A 17,556-nucleotide genomic window follows, 5' to 3' on the forward strand; every position below is an offset into this window, starting at 1 on the left:
TCGGCCGTGACCACCGAGCCGCCGTGCAGGGCCGCCCGCAGCCGCGGCACCGTGCCGAACCGGGCTTGCCAGGCCGCGGCGTCCGCCTCGATCCGGTCGAGCACCTCGAACACGCAGGTCACGCAGCGCGCGTCCTTCAGGCCGCGCTTCATCGGCCACGTGATCATCGCGAGGTCGCCGATGAAGTCGTCCGTGGAGCCGGCGTTGCGCCGCACCGGCTCGGCCAAGGTCGCGAACACCGCGCTGAGATAGGCCTGGGCGCGCAGGTCGCCGTGGGTCTCCGCGAAGGCCGTGGAGCCGACGACGTCGAGGAACAGGAAGATCCGCTCCTCCTGCACCGGCTTGTGGTAGCGGCCGATCATGAAGTTCACGAACACCTCGCCGCCGATCAGGTCGCGCATGCGCATGACGAAGACCAGCAGGGCCGACACGGCCAGCGAGTAGGCGAGGAAGCGCGGCGTGATCCGCACCGCCGTGGACAGGCTGTCGCCGGTGAGGCCGAAGGCCCAGACGACCAGCCCGCCGAGGGCGCAGCCGAGCGTGATCAGCACCACGTACAGCAGCTCGGCCGCGAGCATGTAGACCAGCGCCGGCAGGCGGCGCAGCCGCGTCTGCAGCCCCGACAGGGCCAGGCCCGGCACGAAGGCCAGCACCGTCCCGCCCACCGCTAGGGCGTAGACGAGGCCGGCGAGCATCGAGGCCCCGCCGACGAAGAGAAGGTTGTAGAGGAGACCCGCCCCGCCGGAGGCGAGGAGGAGAGTCAGGGCCCAGAGCCAGCGGTACTGTGGGAGCATGGGCTGTCGGCGAGGTCGAGCGTGGCGGCGGGCACGGTTGGACCTACGCGATGGCGGTGGGCGAAGGCGAGAGGGCGGACGCGCGCCGCGACGGGTGGGTCGGGGCCGCAGACTGGTCGCTCAACCGTGACCGATCCGGAACGATTCGCGCCGTCCACAGGACGTCGTCGGCCTGTGTCGCCGCGCGGCCACAGGCGGCGCGGCGCGCGTCCGATCCGGGGCCTGGGACCTGCCACCCGGCGGATCCCGCGCGACCGCGGGAGGCTGGTGGGCCCGGCAGGACTCGAACCTGCAACCAGACCGTTATGAGCGGCCGGCTCTAACCATTGAGCTACAGGCCCGACAGAGCGGAGACGCCTAGAGAAGCGATACCCGAACCGTCCCGTCTCGTCACCCCGGTTTCCCCCTCATTCCGGTCCATTCCCGTGCGCTGGAACAGGCGCGGACCATCCCGGCTCCGGCAGCACTCGGGTCGGTAACCGAGTCCCGACCTCGTGACCGGTCGAGCGTCGCGTGGCGGGCGATGGGACAGCACGGCATCGCCGGTCCGCGGAACGGCTGCCCACCGAGCACGGCGGTGGCGATCCTCCTATGGGGGCTGCCCTCTTCCAGGTGAGCCCGCCCACAGGAGGATCGGGAGGAGCCGTTCGTGAGGATCGACGGCCGCGGCGACGGCCGCTTCCCGGCGCTCGTCGGCTTCGAGAAGGCGAAAACTTTTACCGGCCTCCGAAGCCATCCGAGAGGCGGCGGGGGGAGCCGACCGAGATCTCCAGCCTCGGCGGGTGCTACAACGTCGAAGCCTCGCGGCGTGGGACAAAACCGGTCTGGTCGAGTTGAGAGGTCATGGACGCTCTCCTGCCTGGCGACCTTTGGGCCGTCGTGGAGCCGCTTCTGCCGCCGGAGCCTGGAAAGCTGATGGATGGTCGGCCGCGCGTGGCGGATCGAGCCGGGGCGGCCGGTATCGTCCTGGTCCGGCGCGCGGGACCGCCGTGGAGGCACCTGCCGCGCGCGGGGGTTGGCCGCGGCGGCAAGACGCGCGGGCGGCGACCGGGCGTATGGCAGGCGCCCAGGGTCTGGGCCGCGCTGCACCGGGCGATGCTCGCCTGCGCCCTCGTCTGCCACGCTCAGGCCGAACGGTTTTGTCCCTGTCTCCAGATCTCATGACCAGCGGGTTCGACGTCATCATCGTAGGGGGCGGCGCCGCCGGCATCGGCGCCGCGCGGAGGCTCGCGGACGGCGGCGCATCGGCCTTGCTGGTCGAGGCATCCGCGCGTCTCGGGGGCCGCGCGTACACGCAGGATCTCGGGGGCTACCCGCTCGACCTCGGCTGCGAGTGGCTCCACTCGGGCGACCGCAACGCGTGGGTCGGCATCGCCGAGGCATCGGGCTTCCCGGTCGATCGCGGCGACCCGCCATGGGCGAAGGCACACCCGAGCATCGCCGAGGACGAGGACGACCAGGCGGCGGCGCGGAAGGCGTACGGCGAGTGGGAGGAGCGGCTCCGCACGGTCGCGGCGGGCAGCGACCGGGCCAGCGATGCCCTCGCGCCCGGCGGCGCCTGGAACGCCTACGTCCGGGCCATCGCCGGGTTCATGAGCGGCGTGGGGCCCGAGCAGATCTCGGCCACCGATTACCTCGCCTACGACGATGCCTCGACCGGCCGGAACTGGCACCTGCCGCTCGGCTACGGCACGCTCGTCGCCGCCAGTCTGCCGTCCTCGACGACGCTGCGGCTGGGCACCCCCGCCGAGCGGATCGACGTGACGGCGGACGGCGTCGCCGTCGCCACCCGCGCCGGCACCGTCCGCGCCGGGGCGGCCATCCTCACGGTCTCGACCGCAATCCTGGCCGGCGACGCGATCCGCCTTCCCGCCGAGGTCGACCCCTGGCGCGAGGCGGCCGCCGCCCTGCCGCTGGGTCGCAACGAGAAGATCTTTCTGGAGATCGGTCGCGACACCGCGTTCGGACCGGGCACTCACGCCTACGGAAACCTGCGTGACCCGAGGTCTGCCGCCTATTCCATCCGACCCAACGGCTGGCCGGTGATCGAGGCGTTCCTCGGGGGCGACGGTGCCCGCCTCGTGGAGGAGGAGGGCCCCTCCGCCGGCTTCGCCCACGTCGCGGCGGAACTGGCCGCCCTGTTCGGCAACGACGTGGCGTCGGCCATCCGGCCGCTGGCGGCGACGTCGTGGAGCCGGATGGCGTCCATCGGCGGCGCGTATAGCTGCGCCGTGCCGGGCCGATCCGAGGCACGGGCACGGCTGGCCCGGCCCTTCGAGGACCGGCTGTTCTTCGCCGGCGAGGCGACCCACCCCTTCGACTTCACGACCGCCCACGGGGCCCACGACAGCGGGCAGAGGGCCGCCGACGAGGCCCTGGTTGCGCTTCGGGAACGGGCCCGTTCCGGGCGGCGCGTCGCCCCCGCCGCGGGGCCGCGGGCGGCCGGATAGCGAGCTCGGTCGCGGTCGCGCAGCGCCTCGACCAGCACGGCCAGCGCCGGCTCCGGCCCGCGCCGGCTCGGGAAGTGGAGGTGACGGCCGGGGAACGGGCCGCACCAGTCCTCCCGCACCCGGACGAGGGGTCCGGCCTCCCGGTGCGCCCGCTCGCCGTCCTACAGGTAGGCGATCTCGAACCCGTCCAGGGCTGCCTGGAGGAGCGCAGCGCCTCGGTGTTGAACACCAACGGCCCCTCGACCCGCACCCTCGGTTCGCGCCCGTCCTTCCCGAACTCCCGGGCGTGGAATCCGCCTTGTGTCGGCAGGCGTTGGTTGATGCAGGCGCGGGCGGTGAGGTCCTCCGGGCGCCGCGGCTTGGCTCGCCCGGCGAGACACGAGGGGGCGGCGGCCATGCGCATGTCCGGCCCGATCCGGACCGCGGTCATGTCCTCGGCCACGATGCCGTCCGAGCGCGGATCGGCCGAGAGTGGAACGGTGTTCCGGGTCACCCGCCGCCGGACGGTCCCCTCGGGATGCTCGGCCCCTGGCGGTTCTTCCTCGGGCAGCTCGCGGTGCTCCCCTGCCTGTCACCTGCCTGCGGCCGCTCCCGGAGACGGTCACGTAGGTCGGCGTCACCGCCCTGTGCCTCATCCTGCTCCCCGGGTCGCGCCTCTACGGCCTCCTCATCGCGACACCGGTCGCGACGGCGGTCATCGGCATCGCCACCATGGTCCTCGGCGGGTCGCCGGTCGCCGTGACGGTCCTGGCTTGGCGGCAGGGCAGCCGGCGGCGGCCAGACGGCGGGATGATCCCAGGCCGCGGACTCGAACGGCAGCGATGGGCGGTGACCGAACGCACCCCTGGCGTCCCGTGGGGAAGGTTCCGCTTCCGACCGAGGCCGGCCGGTGGAGGGGTCGGATCGGGGAGGGAGGCGGATGGCGCGGTGAGATCAACTACCGTGTCCGCCAGAGCGCGCCGACCAGCCCGAGATTGGCGAGCGCGAGAGCGAGCAGCAACCACCACAGCGCATCCGGGCCGGCATGGGTGAGCACCACCGCGCCGGCTGGGGGAGCCAGAGCCTGCGCGATCAGGCCCGGCCGGGCCAATCGGCCGACCACCAGCGGGTAGCGCACGGAGCCGAACAGCGCCAAGGGCACCGTGCCCCGCGCGATCGAGTAGATCCCGTTGCCGCCGCCGTAGAGCACCAGCCAGAGCCCCACGCCGGGCAGGCCGAACGCGAGCAGGGCCACGCCGAGGGCGACCAGAGCGAACGCGGCGGTCAGCGTCCACAGCGGATGGTGCCGCCCCTTGAAGGACATCTCCACGATGCGGGCACCGACCTGCGCCGGGCCGATCAGCGCCCCGTAGGTGACCGCCGAAGCGAGCGCTACGCCGCGCGCCTGCAAGAGGGTAATCAGGTGGACCGACACCAGCGCCATGATCGCGCCGCCGAGCACCAGGACCCCGGCGAACAGCAGGAACGCCCGCCGCTCCGGAGTCGTCAGCGGGCCGGCGCCGGCTTGGTGATGTGCCGCCGCTGGCAGCGCCGGGGCCTTCGGGATCAGCCGTAGCACCAGCGGCAGCGTCACCGCGAGGTGCAGGCCGGCGTAGGCGAGGCACGCCCCCCGCCAGCCGGCATGCGCGACCAGGAACGCCGACAGCGGCCAGCACACGGTGCTGGCGAACCCGCCCCACAGCGTCAGGCTCGTGATCGCCGGCCGCGCCGCAGCGCCGTAGAGCCGGCCGAGTGTCGCGAACGCCGGGTCGTACAACCCGCAGCCCATGCCGAGGCCCAGGAGCAGCCAGCCGGCCAGGTAGACCGGCAGCGCCGGCGCGAGCGCCAGCGTGGTCAGCCCGGCCGCAAGCAGCAGGGCTGCCAGCGCCAGCACCGGGCGACCGCCGTGGCGGTGGATCGCGGCGCCGACATGCGGCGAGGCGAACGCGGCGACCAGCAGGCCGAGGGACAGGCCACCGACCACCCAGGCGAGCGGCCAGCCGGTGCTGTCCGCGACCGGGCCGGCGAGCACCGCCGGCAGGTAGAACGACGACCCCCAGGTGAGGATCTGCACCACGCCGAGGGCGGAGATCACCGGCCAGCGGCGAGCCTCGGACACGGGCCGCCTACCAGGTGCCGAGCAGCGGTAGCCAGGCCGCCAGCGCCAGCAGCGTGATCAGCAGCACGGGCGGGGTGATGACCAGGCCGACCTTCATGTACTGGCCCCAGGTGATCCTCTGACCCTTGCTGGCGAGGACGTGCAGCCAGAGCAAGGTGGCGAGGCTGCCGATCGGCGTGAATTTCGGGCCGAGGTCGCAGCCGATCACGTTGGCGTAGACCATCAGCTCGCGGGTCAGCGGAGACAGGTCCGGGGCCTGCTGGATCGAGAGCGCTCCGATCAGCACGCTCGGCATGTTGTTCATCACCGACGACAGAACGGCCGCCGCAAAGCCGGTGCCGATGGTGGCGACCCACGGGCCGTGTCCGGCGAGCCAGACCAGGCCCTTCGCCAGCTCGTCGGTCAGGCCGGCGTTCCGCAGGCCGTAGACCACGAGGTACATGCCGAGGCTGAACAGGACGATCTGCCAGGGGGCGCCGGTGAGCACCTTGCGGATCGGGATGATCCGGCCCCGGCCGGCGAGCAGCAGGAGCAGGGCCGCGCCGGCGCAGGTGACGGCCGAGACCGGCACGCCGAACGGCGCGGTGACGAAGTAGGCGAGCAGGAGCGCGCCGAGCAGCGGGAACGCCGCCCGGAACACCAGCGGGTCGCGGATCGCGCCGGCCGGACGCTCCAGCGCAGCCACCGGGTAGGCCGCCGGCACGTCGCGCCGGAAGTAGGCCCGGAGCACCACCAGCGTCGCGGTCAGGGAGACCAGGTTCACCGGCACCATCACGGCCGCGTACCGGCCGAAGGTCACGTCGAAGAAGTTGGCGGAGACGATGTTGACGAGGTTGGAGATCACCAGCGGCAGGGAGGTGCTGTCCGCCACGAACCCGCAGGCGACGATGAACGCCAGGGCCGCCGCCGGCGTGAAGTCGAGCCGGAGCAGGATCGCCAGCACGATCGGGGTGAGCAGCAGCGCGGCGCCGTCGTTGGCGAACACCGCCGCGATGGCGGCGCCGAGGAGCACGACCAGCGGAAACAGCCGCCGGCCCCGGCCACCGCCCCAACGGGCGACGTGCAGGGCCGCCCAGTGGAAGAACCCGGCCTCATCGAGCAGCAGCGAGATGATGATCAGCGCCACGAAGGTGAACGTCGCGTCCCAAACGATGTGCCAGACCGCCGGAACATCGCCCGGATGGATCACCCCCGTGGCGAGGGCGACGCCCGCGCCGGCCAAGGCGCTCCACCCGATCCCGAGGCCCCTGGGCTGCCAGATGACGAAGACGAGGGTGGCAAGGAAGATGGCGAGCGCGAGCATCCGGGCGGTTTCTTCTTATGGTTCGGCGTGAGGCTCAGGCGGTGGCGATGCGGCGGCCGTGCTCGTCCACCACCCGCTCGCCGTCCTCTTTGACGAATTCGCCCCGCTGCACCGGCAGGAGATCCAGCACGGCTTCGGAGGGCCGGCAGAGGCGCACGCCCTTGGGCGTCACCACCAGCGGGCGGTTGATGAGGATCGGGTGCGCCTCGATGGCATCGAGCAGCTGCTCCTCGGTCAGCGTCGGATCACCGAGCTTCAGTTCGGCGAACGGCGTGCCCTTCTCCCGGAGCACGTCGCGGACGCTCAGGCCGGCGCGGGCGAGGAGCTGCACCAGCAGCGCCCGCGCGGGCGGGGTTTTGACGTACTCGACCACATGCGGCTCGATGCCGGCGTTGCGGATCATCGCCAGGGTGTTGCGGGACGTGCCGCACGCGGGGTTGTGGTAGATCACGACATCGAACGGCTCAGCCATGGGCGGTTTCTCCGGGGGGGCAGCAGGTTGCCAGCGCGGCCATCGCCGGAGCGCAGACTTCCGGGCGGCCCTGGCAGCAGTCTTTCATCAGGAAGGCGATCAGGTCGGACAGCGCCGGGTAGGCGGCGCTGTAGATGATCGAGCGGCCCTCGCGCCGCGAGGCGACCAGCCCGGCGTGGCTCAGCTCCTTGAGGTGATGGGAGACGGTGGCGGCGGAGACGCCGACCGCCTCGGCCAGCGCGCCGGAGGCCAGGCCGTCCGGACCGGCGGTCACGAGCGCCCGCACCAGGCGCAGGCGATGTTCCTGGGCGAGGGCCGCGAACGCGGCGAGGGCTTGCGGCTCGTCCATTTTCGTTACAATCTTCAAATTACCGTTTGAAAGTACAAGAAGGCCGATCCTTGGACAAGCCTGCACAGCCCTTCACCGATGGCCTGCCGAACTTGAGCCAGACGCACTTCGTGGTGCCGACCCGCGCCAGCGCGGATTCGGCCGCGCCGTTCACCCATGCGCCCCGGTTCCTGATCCTCTATGGCTCCCTGCGCGAGCGCTCGTTCAGTCGGTTCCTCGCCTACGAGGCCGCTCGGCTGCTCGAAGCCATGGGTGGCGAGGTGCGGATCTACGACGCCCGCGGTCTGCCCCTGCCCGACGACACGACCGCCGACCACCCGAAGGTGCAGGAGCTGCGCGCCCTGTCGATCTGGTCCGAGGGACAGGTGTGGGTGTCGCCCGAGCGGCACGGCAACCTGACCGGCGTGATGAAGAGCCAGATCGACTGGCTGCCCCTCTCCGAGGGCAGCGTGCGACCGACCCAGGGGCGCACCCTCGCCGTCATGCAGGTGTCCGGCGGGTCGCAGAGCTTCAACGCCGTGAACAGCCTGCGCCTGCTCGGCCGCTGGATGCGTATGATCACCATCCCGAACCAGTCGTCCGTGCCGATGGCCTACAAGGAGTTCGACGACGCCGGCCGGATGAAGCCGGGGCCGCTCTACGAGCGCGTCGTGGACGTGTGCGAGGAGTTGATGAAGTTCACGCTCCTGACCCGCGAGCGGGCCGACGACCTGGTGGACCGCTACAGCGAGCGGAAGGAGCGCGAGCCGGAGCGGCTGAGCGCGGTGGCCGCCGATATCGGCTTTGTAAAGCGCTGAGACCTCTCCCGAGAAACGACCCGTGGAGCGCGCCGATGCCGACCCTTGAACGCCCGGACCGGATGGCGCCGGCCGCCACGGACATTCCGCTGGGTGCCCTGCTCGCCGCTTGCGACGCGCAGCCGGCCGCGCCCCTGGTGTTCAGCTACGCCGGCCGGACGATCGAGCGCGGCTATCATGTCACCGAGGTGAAGGCCGGGCAGTTCGCCGCCCTCGACTGCGGGGCCAACCCGGAAGCCTGGTCGGAGATCTTCGTCCAGCTCTGGGACGTGGTCGACGGCGACCGCACCCACATGACCGCCGGCAAGGTCGCGGAGATCATCCGCACGGTGTCGGAGCACGTCGGCCTCGACCCGGGCGCCCGGCTCACCTTCGAGGTCAGCGACGGAGTCGCGCCGATGCAGCTCCATCGCGCTGGCGCCCCCGTCCGGTCAGGAGATGTGCTGACCGTGGCCCTGGCGCCGCGCGTGGCGAGCTGCAAGCCATCGTGATCGATGGCTGGAGGCGAAGCGGCGAGACGACGCGCGCTGCTGCTGAGGGGCTGCCCCTTCGACGACCGTCGGCACAAGGGCGCGGCGCACGCGTCCGGTGGCCGGGCGGGGTCGGGCTTGCCAAGCCGGGTTCGGGTTGGATTGGTCGACCTTCGGCCTGCCGCTCCCGTCGAACGGGTCTCTACCCCAGACGATGAAGCCACACAGGCGGGACGCGTCGGATCCGCACCGCTCGGTCCGGACCCGGGCGCGACCGTCTCCCGTGAGCCAAGTCCCGAACGGCTCGGCCGGACGCGGCGGCGGTCACCGAGGCGAACGGGGCCGCTAGGCGGGAGCGGTCATCGGATTCCGTTGTAACGTGGGGCGGAGGGGTGGCTCACGGCGTCGCCGCCGCGTGGCCGCACGCCTCGTCCCGCGGGCCGACGAAGCGGCCGAGCAGTCGGCCGAGCAGTCGGCCCAGGCTGTCCATCAGCAGGAACACGGCCGGGACGAAGACGAGGGAGAGCAGGGTCGAGACGATGAGGCCGGCGATGACCGCCACCGCCATCGGCGCCCGGAACTCGCCGCCGACCCCGAGCGCCATGGCGGACGGGACCATGCCCGCCGCCATCGCGATGGTCGTCATCACGATGGGCCGCGCCCGCTTGCGGCCGGCCTCGACGATGGCGGTGACCCGGTCGACGCCGCGGCCCATCTCCTCGACCGCGAAGTCGACCAGCATGATCGCGTTCTTCGTGACCAGTCCCATCAGCATCAGGATGCCGATGACGACCGGCATCGAGATCGGCATCTGGAAGAGGAGCAGGCCGAGGATGGCGCCGCCGACGGACAGAGGCAGCGAGAACAGGATGGTCAGCGGCTGCAGGAACGAGCCGAACAGCAGGACGAGCACCGCGTAGACCATCATGATGCCGGCGCCCATCGCCATCAGGAAGCCCGAGAACACCTCGCCCATGATCTCGGCGTCGCCGGTCTGCTTGATGGTCACCCCCGGCGGCAGAGTCCTGGCCGTCGGCGTCCGCAGCGCCTCGGCGATGAGCGTCCCGAGGGCCTCCGAGTTCTCCATGTTGGCCTCGACGGCCACGCGCACCGCCCGGTCGTAGCGGTCGATGGCGCCGGGTCCCTGGTCGAGCTCGATGTCGGCCACGACCGCCAGCGGCACGGCGGCCCCGTTCTTGGCCGGCACTTTCAGGTTCTCCAGCCGTGAGACGGCGCCGCGGGCGCTCTCGGGCAGTTGCACCCGGATCGGCACCTGGCGGTCCGCGGCGTTGAACTTCGCGAGGTTCAGGCCGATGTCGCCGATGGTCCCGACCCGGACGGTCTCCGCGATGGCGTCGGTCGAGACGCCGAGATCGGCCGCCACGCCCTCCTTCGGCCGGATGCGGACCTCCGTCCGGTTCAGCGGCGCCGTCGACATCACCGCCACGAGGTGCGGGATGGCGGCCATGTCGCGCTGCAGCCGCGCGGCGACCTCCGTGACGACGTCGGCGTCGGGACCGCTCACCACCAGGGCGAGGTCGCGCTGGCCGCTGTCGCGCAGGGTCCAGGACCGGATGTCGGGCTCCTCGGCGAGCAGGGCCGCGATCTCGGCCTCGACCGTCCACTGGCGCTTGGCGCGCGCGGCCTTCGGCGTGAGGTTGACGGTCAGGGTCGCGAGCCGGGTCTCCTTCTTGCCGCCGACCTGCCGTCCGCCGTCGACGAAGACCGAGGTCACCTCGGGCAGCGCCCGGATGCGCGAGACCACCCGGTCGGACACCGCCACCGTGTCGGCGAGCTTCGCGCCCGGCGCCAGCTCGACCATGAACAGCGTGCGGGCATTGTCCTGCTTCGGGATGAAGCCCGAGGGCAGCAGGCCCGTCGACGCGATGGAGGCGGCGAACAGCGCGAGGCCGGCGAACAGCGTGACGACCCGGTGGCGTACCGACCAGCCGACGAGGCGCGTATAGGCCCGCATGACCGGTCCCTCGCGCTCGTCGTGGTGGCCGCGGTCGCGCAGGAAGTAGGCGGCGAGCATCGGGGTGATGAGGCGCGCCACGAGCAGCGACATGAACACCGAGACCGCGATGGTGAGGCCGAACTGGATGAAGTAGCGGCCGGCGATGCCCGGCATGAACGAGACCGGGGCGAAAACGGCGATCAGGGTCGCCGTGATGGCGATGACCGCGAGGCCGATCTCGTCGGCGCCCTCGATGGCCGCTCGGTAGGGCGACTTGCCCAGCCGCATGTGCCGGACGACGTTCTCGATCTCGACGATGGCGTCGTCCACGAGGATGCCGGTCACCAGCGTGATCGCGAGCAGGCTGATGCCGTTCAGCGTGAAGCCCAGCGCGTCCATCGCCCAGAAGGTCGGGAAGACCGAGAGGGGCAGCGCCACCGCCGCGATGAGCGTGGCGCGCCAGTCGCGCAGGAACAGCAGCACCACGATGACCGCGAGGAGCGCCCCCTCGATCAGGGTGTGCATGGCGGAATCGTAGGAGCCGATGGTCGACGAGACCGACGAATCGATCAGCTCGAACTGCAGATCGGGATAGCTCGCCTGGAACTCGGCGATCTTCCTCTGCACCCCGGCCGCGACCTCGGCGTCGCTGGCGCCCGCACCGCGCGAGACCGCGAAGGCGACCACCGGCTCGCCGTTGAAGCGCGCGAAGGTGCGCGGCTCCTCGATACCGTCCTCGACGCGTGCGAGGTCGTCGAGCCGGACCTTGCGGCCGCCCGGCAGGACGATGGCGGTGGCCTTGAGGTCGCGCAGGGTGCGCGACGCGGCGAGCGTCCGGATCGACTGCTCGCGCCCGCCGACCTCGCCGCGCCCGCCCGCCATGTCGGCGGAGGTGAGGCGCAGCTGCCGGTTCACGTCCGCGGCGGTGATCCCGAGCGACAGCAGCCGGTCCGGCTGGAGCACGACCCGGACCTCGCGCGCGACGCCGCCGACCCGCTCGACGCCGCCCACGCCCTTCACGCCCTGGAGCGCGCGGGCGATCTTGTCCTCGACCAGCCAGGAGAGGTCGGCGGGCGTCATCGCGGGCGCCTTCACGCCGTAGACGAGGATCGGCAGGCCGGCGATCTCGACGCGGCTGATCACCGGCTCGTCGATGGTGCGGGGCAGGTTGATGCGGATCTTCGAGACCGCGTCCTTCACGTCGTTGACGGCGCGGTCGGTGTTCACCTCCAGCCGGAACTCGACCGTGGTCACCGAGGAGCCCTCGGTGATGGCCGAGGTGATGTGCTTGACGCCCCGCACGCCGGCGATCGAGTCCTCGACCCACTTGGTGACCTGGGTCTGCAACTCGGACGGTGCCGCACCCGACTGGGTGATCGCCACCGAGACGATGGGCACGTCGACGTTGGGCATCTTCGTCACCGCGAGCCCGCGGAAGCTGACGAGGCCGAGCACGACCAGCACCAGGAACAGGACGAGGGGCGCGATGGGATTGCGGATCGCCCAGGCGGAGACGTTCAGGCGCATCGGGCGGCCCTGGCTCTCGTGACGTCGGGATGGGTGTGGGGACGCCGGCTTAAGGCACGCCGGCTTCGGCGGTGTCCCGCGGCGCGGGCACCGCGGCGACCGCGGGCGCGGGGGGCGGGGCCTCGAGGACCGGCCGGACCCGGTCGCCGTCACGCAGGAACGAGCCGGCCCGGGCCACGACGCGCTCGCCCTCGTTGAGGCCTGCGCGGATCTCGATGGTGTCCTCGTCGGCGATGCCGGTGCGCACGGTGCGGTCCTCGACCCGGTCGCCGGCGACAGCGAGCACGCTGCGGCGTCCGCCGCCGTAGAGCACGGAGGCCTGGGGGACGCTCACGCCGCGGCTGCGGCCGAGCTCGACCCCGCCGCGGGCGAAGGTCCCGATGCGCAGGCGCGGGTCGGGATCGAGGCGCACGCGCACCTTGCCAAGGCGGGTGGCCTTGTCGACCTCGGGGTAGACGGCCCGCACGCGGCCCGCGACGCGGCCGCTCTCGCCGAGATCGATCCAGGCCGGGGCGCCCTCGCGCAGCAGGGGCAGCTTGGTCTCGACGATCTCGCCCTCGAGCTCGATCTCGCCGCGGGCGATCAGGCGGAACAGGGGCTCGGACGCGGCCGAGGCGGCGAGGCCGACCCGGGCGGTGCGGCGGCTGACGATGCCGTCCACGGGAGCGCGGATCTCCGTGCGGGCCAGCCGCAGGGACAGCTCGTCGCGCACGGCGCGGGCCTGGGCGAGGTCGGCCCTGGCCATGGCCAGCCCGTTGCGGGCGAAGGCGAGCCGGCCCTCGGCCTGGCGCAGGGCAGAGGTCCGGGTCTCCATCACCACGGCGGTGGTGTTGCCCGTGGATATGAGCGTCTTGGCCCGATCCAGGCTGAGCCGGGCCTCGGTCGCGGCGGCCTCGGCCTGCTCGATGCTGCTCTGGGACTGGGGCACGGCGGCCTCGGCCTTGGCCACCACCGCGTCCTGCTGGGCGATCTGGCGGTCGATGAGGTCGCGGGCGAGGCGCGCGAGCACCTGACCCTTGGTGACGCGCGCGCCCTCCTCGACCAGCACCTCGGTGACCCGGTAGCCGTCGATCTCGGGCGTCACCAGGATCTCGTCGCGGGGCACCAGGGTCCCGGTCACCGTCACGGTCTCCACGGTCTCGCGCCGCGTCGCCTCGACGACGCTGACCGCGGGCGCGGGCAACGGCTTGAGCGCGGCGGCGGCCTCGTCGCGGGCGGAGGCGGCCGACAGGCCGAGCGCCAGCAGCGCGGGGGCGACGAGGACGGCGGCGCGGGTCATCGGCCGGTCTCCGGAACGGCGGTGGTGACCCGCGGCAGCGCGCCGTTCAGGCCCGCCTCGATCAGGGCCTGGAGGTGGGCGACGGCGGGGGCCGGGTCGTAGCCCGGCAGGATGGCGCGGCCGACGACGATGCCCTTCATCAGCGGGTTGATCGCCTCGAACATCGACGCGGGGTCGCAATCCGGCGAGGCGGCGAGCGCCGCGAACATCCCGCACAGCCACGCGCGGGCCTCGGCCTCGCTGCGGTCGACCAGCGCGGCGATGGCGGGGTTCCGCGTGGTTTCCGCCCAGAGGTCGAGGCGCAGCACCGCGGCCTCGCGGGTGATGCCGGTGAAGAACCGTTCGAGGATGCCGTTCAGGGACGCGCGGCGGTCGCCGTCCCGCTCCATCTCGGCGACCAGGGCGGCGCCGCGGGCGCGGTCGCGCTCCGCCATCGCCAGGACGATGTCCTCCTTCGAGGCGAAGTAGCGGTAGAAGTTGCCCTGGCTCATCGCGGCCTCGCGGGCGAGGTCCGACATCGTGGTGCGGTGGAAGCCGTTCCGGACGAAGCAGGCCTCGGCCGCGTCGAGGATCTGTTCGCGCCGCGCCGCCTGGACGTCGCGGACCTCGACGACGGCGCCGGTCACCGCGTCCACGACGCCAGCTCCGCCGCATGGGGCACGACCCGGCCGGCGTCCTGGATCGGGCGGATCTCGGCGCAGGCGCGCGAGACCACGTCGAGACCGGCGCAGGTCCGGGCCTGCCAGCCCCCGGCGCCGTTGCCGGTCCAGGAGATCAGTGCGGCCCAGCCCAGAAGCGCCACGAGGACGGCGAGCAGGTTGGCCGGGCGCGACGCCGCAAACGCGACGGAGCGCAGGCAGGCCCATGCCTCGGGGGCCGGTCCGTGGACGGGCCGCGCCTCTGAGAAACCGTGCATCATTCGCGTCTCCCGCGCCACGTCGGGAGCATTAGTGAACGTTCATTCTCATGTCAATGAACGTTCATTCACTGGTGCCGGGGCCCGCAGCCGCGGCGTGCCGGGGTCCTGCTCTCCAGTCCGTCGCCGGAGGCGGTGTTCGTCCCCCGACGGATCGAGCAGCCGGGATGCGCGCCGGGGCTGTCGGCCGACGCCGGCGCTGAGCGCGCTGAGGGACCGCGACCTCCGCGGGCCGTCCAGGCCGGACGGGCTCTCGATGCACGCGGTCGGGCCCGACGTTCCATCGCGCGTGGGCCATCGCGCGTGGGCGCGGTCACGTGGGCGCGGTCACGCGGGCGCGGTCACAGGGCGTCGTAGTACCCGATGGCCTCTTCGAGCTCTCGCTCCTCGTACCCGAAGTGCGAGATCACGACGCGTTCGAAGACCCCGTAGACCTCCCTGAGGTCGAGGACCTGTTCCCGCGTGGGGGCCGATGCGACGGACCGCACGATGGCGCGGATGCGTTCGAGGAGGGCGTGCACGGTGCGGTGCTCCGCGCCGAGGCGGTCGAGGACCCGGCGCAGGCCGTCGGATCGCCGCAGCCTGGGGTACATGTCGCCCTCCTCGATGTCGTGGTGCATCTGGAGGAGGTGGCACTGGCGCCCGCAGAGGGTGCCGAAGGCACGGTAGTTCTCGGTCAGCGTCATCGACGCCACGCCGTCCGTCACCGCCTCGACGGTGCCGGTGCCCGCCAGGAAGCGGTCGAGCGCGCCGCGAACGGCGGCGAGCTCCGCGAGGTGGTGGCGATGATACAGGGCCAGGCGCCGCCCCCGCGCCCGCTGGGCCGGGGTCACGCCGGGGATGGGCGGCGCCTTCGGGCGCGTGGCATCGTCCAGGAAGGGAATGCCATCGAGGGCGCGGCCAAGCCTCGCCTCGACAGGCGGCGCGGCGGCTTCGGGCGTGTCGGGGGCCATCGGATGTGCCGTTCTCCGTCAGGCCGGCGGGAGGCGCTTCTTGAGGTCCATGTTCTCCCGGTAGAGCGCCCCGAGGTTCTTGAACACGCCGTTCAGGTAGGACTGGTAGGTGGGCAAGGCGGCCGGCTCGACACCCGCACGTGCCGCGAAGTGCGCGACGATGGCGTCGGACTCCGTCGTGAAGCTGCCGGGCGTGAGTTCGGCCGCCGGGAAGGTGACCGTCTCGACCACCGGGCCGAGCAGGCCGCGGATCTCGGTTTCCTCCTCGGTGCCGGGCGCGAACTCGCGCAGGACGACGCCGTCGAGTTGTCCAGCCTCGAGGAGGAACAGGCGCACCTTCATGCAGAAGGGGCAGCCCGCCTTGAGGAAGAGGACGGGCGCGAACGGTGTCTCGGTCATCGTAGGACTTCCTGTGCGATGGGGTCGGGTGTCGTAGGCAGCTGGCGCGCGACGGCCCGGCCCTGCGGCCTACCGCGGGCGTGGGACGAGACGGGCTGACGGGTCGCGGCGCAGCGACGCGAGCACGACGTCGAGGCTGAGCAGCAGGAAGGCGGGAGCCGCCGGGGTCGGGAGCACCAGGAGGTGCGCGAGGAGCGCGCCCACCATGGTCGCGGCGAGCCAGACGGCGCCGAGGAAGGCGTAGCCGGGTGTCAGGAGCGCGAGGGTGCCGACGACCTCGACGAGGCCCGTCGCGATGCGGAACCACTGCCCGAGGCCGATCTGATCGAAGGTCTGGACCATCATCGGCACGCCGGCCAGCTTGGCGCCGCCGGCCGCCAGATAGGCGGCGGACAGAGCCACCGACAGGACCCACGCGGCGATGTTGCGACCGCGCGAAGGTCGGACGGCGCGGGCGAGACTCTGCGACATGCCGGGACCCTGGATGTGACCGGAGCGCCCGGAGCCGCGCGTGGGTTCCTTAGCAGGCCTCGGTTTCGTTTAGTGACCGCGTTATGATACGAGCCCCGTCTCCTCCTGCAAGACGGCACAGGAAGGGTACCGAGGTTACATGGATGTGACTGTCCATCGCTCCAAGCATTCGGCGGGATGCATGCGGGTCTCGAAGATCCTTTCCCGCATCGGCGACAAGTGGACCGTCCTCGTCATCATGCTCCTGCGCGACCGGTCGCGTCGGTTCAGCGAGTTGAAGCGCGGTGTCGAGGGGATTTCCCAGCGGATGCTGACCCTCACTCTGCGGAATCTGGAGCGGGATGGGCTCGTGACGCGAACGGTGACGCCCTCCATCCCGCCGCGGGTCGATTATGAACTGACGGAACTCGGGCACTCCCTGGCGGGGCCGATCCAGGCCCTCGGGGCGTGGGCGTTCGACAACATGGCGCAGATCGATGCGGCTCAGACTGCCTACGACGCGAAGGAGAAGGCTGTCTGAGACGGAACGGTCGCCGTCTGCCTCGACGCGCGTACCGCGCGGAAGCGGACCGGCGGAGACCGGCCCGCGACGGCTGTTCGGTTCGCCGCGTTCGTGGTTGCCCGTCTTCGACCGGGGTACGGCCCGCGGACGCCGCCTCGCGCGTCGGATCGATGACTGGGCTCCGGAACGTCGATCAGCCCCGGTGGCGGGAAGCCTCGACCGCGAAGGCCGGCGCGGCCTGGCGACGGCGCGGGCAGGTCCGGCGATCTCGGCCAGCACGAGATCCTCCGGGCGGTAGGCGAGACCGAGCCCGGCCAGCGCCGCGCTCCGGTTGAGGTCGATGCGGTTGAACGCCCGCGGTCCGTCCACATCCCAGCCGCTCCACCGTCCCGGCGTGGACGGGGTCCGGTCCCGGCAAGCTCACGACGCGATCTCATCCACGTTCGGGGTGCCGGGCCGGAGGCTCGGGCGCGTGACTGTGGAGGCGATGTCGACGGGCGAGCCGCGACATGTGGCGGTCCCCGGCATCGCCCCGCGTGAGCCGTTCGTGGGCAACCGCGGGGTCCGCGCCCTCGCGGTCGCCACCGACCCGCACGGGAAGTCCAGTACGGGAAGGTCCAGTACGGGAAGGTCCAGTATGGGAAGGTCCAGTACGGGCAGGACAGCCGCCCCGGTGACCATGCCGTCGCCGTGCTGCCGGACGGGGTTCCCGACGCGTACTTGGCCGCGTCGCGCGGGGACGGGGGACCTGCCTGTGCGCCGGCCCTGACGGTCGCGACCTCGCCTCTTCCGTGGATGCGCTCGGCGCGGCGTTCGGCG

Annotated in this window: 15 protein-coding genes, 1 tRNA gene and 3 pseudogenes; 5 read left to right on the plus strand and 14 right to left on the minus strand. The window is 72.2% G+C overall.

The window, feature by feature from the left end; genetic code table 11:
* Window positions 1-794, minus strand: a 794-nt coding sequence (locus tag ACTJK8_RS19740) for an adenylate/guanylate cyclase domain-containing protein (protein ID WP_440762398.1), incomplete at its 3' end; no start/stop codon positions are given.
* 265 nt (window positions 795-1,059) lie between these two features.
* Window positions 1,060-1,135 (minus strand) — tRNA-Ile (locus ACTJK8_RS19745).
* A gap of 502 nt (window positions 1,136-1,637) precedes the next feature.
* Between ACTJK8_RS19745 and ACTJK8_RS19750 the strand changes: the two are divergent.
* Together ACTJK8_RS19750 and ACTJK8_RS19755 are read left to right on the plus strand one after the other, a co-directional pair.
* A pseudogene (locus tag ACTJK8_RS19750) lies at window positions 1,638-1,895 on the plus strand (transposase); the annotation flags it as partial.
* A gap of 59 nt (window positions 1,896-1,954) precedes the next feature.
* Window positions 1,955-3,244, plus strand: a complete 1,290-nt coding sequence (locus ACTJK8_RS19755) for a flavin monoamine oxidase family protein (RefSeq protein WP_012318368.1) — start codon at window positions 1,955-1,957, stop codon at window positions 3,242-3,244.
* Between the two features lie 937 nt (window positions 3,245-4,181).
* Here the strand turns inward: ACTJK8_RS19755 and ACTJK8_RS19760 are convergent.
* Genes ACTJK8_RS19760 through ACTJK8_RS19775 form a run of 4 tightly spaced genes read right to left on the minus strand, consistent with a single transcriptional unit; the run spans window position 4,182 to window position 7,466 of the window.
* Window positions 4,182-5,342 (minus strand): MFS transporter, encoded by a 1,161-nt coding sequence (locus tag ACTJK8_RS19760; protein ID WP_059409576.1) that lies wholly within the window; start codon window positions 5,340-5,342, stop codon window positions 4,182-4,184.
* Window positions 5,343-5,349: 7 nt separating this feature from the next.
* Window positions 5,350-6,645 carry an arsenic transporter gene (locus ACTJK8_RS19765; RefSeq protein WP_127991258.1) on the minus strand — a complete coding sequence of 432 codons (1,296 nt, stop codon included), beginning with the start codon at window positions 6,643-6,645 and terminating at the stop codon, window positions 5,350-5,352.
* 34 nt (window positions 6,646-6,679) lie between these two features.
* Window positions 6,680-7,117: an arsenate reductase (glutaredoxin) gene (gene arsC / locus ACTJK8_RS19770; RefSeq protein ID WP_024830576.1), complete on the minus strand. Its 438-nt coding sequence runs from the start codon at window positions 7,115-7,117 to the stop codon at window positions 6,680-6,682.
* The gene (locus ACTJK8_RS19775) at window positions 7,110-7,466 is read right to left on the minus strand and encodes an ArsR/SmtB family transcription factor (protein ID WP_024830577.1); all 357 of its coding nucleotides are present in this window, start codon (window positions 7,464-7,466) and stop codon (window positions 7,110-7,112) included. Before ACTJK8_RS19775 ends, arsC begins: the two co-directional genes overlap by 8 nt.
* Window positions 7,467-7,516: 50 nt before the next feature.
* Here ACTJK8_RS19775 and arsH point away from each other — a divergent pair, with 50 nt between their 5' ends.
* A complete protein-coding gene (arsH, locus tag ACTJK8_RS19780) occupies window positions 7,517-8,263 on the plus strand; it encodes an arsenical resistance protein ArsH (RefSeq protein ID WP_024830578.1) in 747 nt (248 codons plus the stop codon).
* A gap of 35 nt (window positions 8,264-8,298) precedes the next feature.
* Window positions 8,299-8,800: pseudogene (locus tag ACTJK8_RS19785) on the plus strand (DUF6428 family protein).
* Window positions 8,801-9,130: 330 nt separating this feature from the next.
* On the opposite strand, the gene ACTJK8_RS19790 reads toward ACTJK8_RS19785, so the two are convergent.
* From ACTJK8_RS19790 to ACTJK8_RS19820, 7 genes are all read right to left on the minus strand, one after another.
* Window positions 9,131-12,217 carry an efflux RND transporter permease subunit gene (locus tag ACTJK8_RS19790; protein WP_012318361.1) on the minus strand — a complete coding sequence of 1,029 codons (3,087 nt, stop codon included), beginning with the start codon at window positions 12,215-12,217 and terminating at the stop codon, window positions 9,131-9,133.
* A 49-nt stretch (window positions 12,218-12,266) separates the two neighbouring features.
* Complete coding sequence (locus ACTJK8_RS19795; protein WP_012318360.1) at window positions 12,267-13,496, minus strand: efflux RND transporter periplasmic adaptor subunit; 1,230 nt, start codon at window positions 13,494-13,496, stop codon at window positions 12,267-12,269.
* Window positions 13,493-14,131 (minus strand): TetR/AcrR family transcriptional regulator, encoded by a 639-nt coding sequence (locus ACTJK8_RS19800; RefSeq protein WP_012318359.1) that lies wholly within the window; start codon window positions 14,129-14,131, stop codon window positions 13,493-13,495. Before ACTJK8_RS19800 ends, ACTJK8_RS19795 begins: the two co-directional genes overlap by 4 nt.
* Window positions 14,119-14,412, minus strand: coding sequence for a hypothetical protein (locus tag ACTJK8_RS19805; RefSeq protein WP_182178437.1), 294 nt, complete (start codon window positions 14,410-14,412; stop codon window positions 14,119-14,121). The genes ACTJK8_RS19800 and ACTJK8_RS19805 overlap by 13 nt, the downstream gene beginning before the upstream one ends.
* Before the next feature lie 341 nt (window positions 14,413-14,753).
* Entirely contained in the window at window positions 14,754-15,365 is a 612-nt protein-coding gene (locus ACTJK8_RS19810) for a hemerythrin domain-containing protein (RefSeq protein ID WP_058607609.1), read from the minus strand.
* Between the two features lie 18 nt (window positions 15,366-15,383).
* Window positions 15,384-15,764 (minus strand): glutathione S-transferase N-terminal domain-containing protein, encoded by a 381-nt coding sequence (locus tag ACTJK8_RS19815; RefSeq protein ID WP_012318356.1) that lies wholly within the window; start codon window positions 15,762-15,764, stop codon window positions 15,384-15,386.
* 69 nt (window positions 15,765-15,833) lie between these two features.
* Complete coding sequence (locus ACTJK8_RS19820; protein ID WP_440762399.1) at window positions 15,834-16,235, minus strand: DoxX family protein; 402 nt, start codon at window positions 16,233-16,235, stop codon at window positions 15,834-15,836.
* Between the two features lie 139 nt (window positions 16,236-16,374).
* On the opposite strand from ACTJK8_RS19820, the gene ACTJK8_RS19825 reads away from it, so the two are divergent.
* Window positions 16,375-16,755, plus strand: coding sequence for a winged helix-turn-helix transcriptional regulator (locus tag ACTJK8_RS19825; RefSeq protein WP_058607612.1), 381 nt, complete (start codon window positions 16,375-16,377; stop codon window positions 16,753-16,755).
* 175 nt (window positions 16,756-16,930) lie between these two features.
* Here the strand turns inward: ACTJK8_RS19825 and ACTJK8_RS19830 are convergent.
* Window positions 16,931-17,106 (minus strand): annotated as a pseudogene (locus ACTJK8_RS19830) (LysR family transcriptional regulator); the annotation flags it as partial.
* Window positions 17,107-17,556: the final 450 nt, after the last annotated feature.

It is taken from the genome of Methylobacterium sp. 22177 (genome assembly GCF_052045615.1).
Taxonomy (GTDB): Bacteria; Pseudomonadota; Alphaproteobacteria; order Rhizobiales; family Beijerinckiaceae; genus Methylobacterium; species Methylobacterium radiotolerans.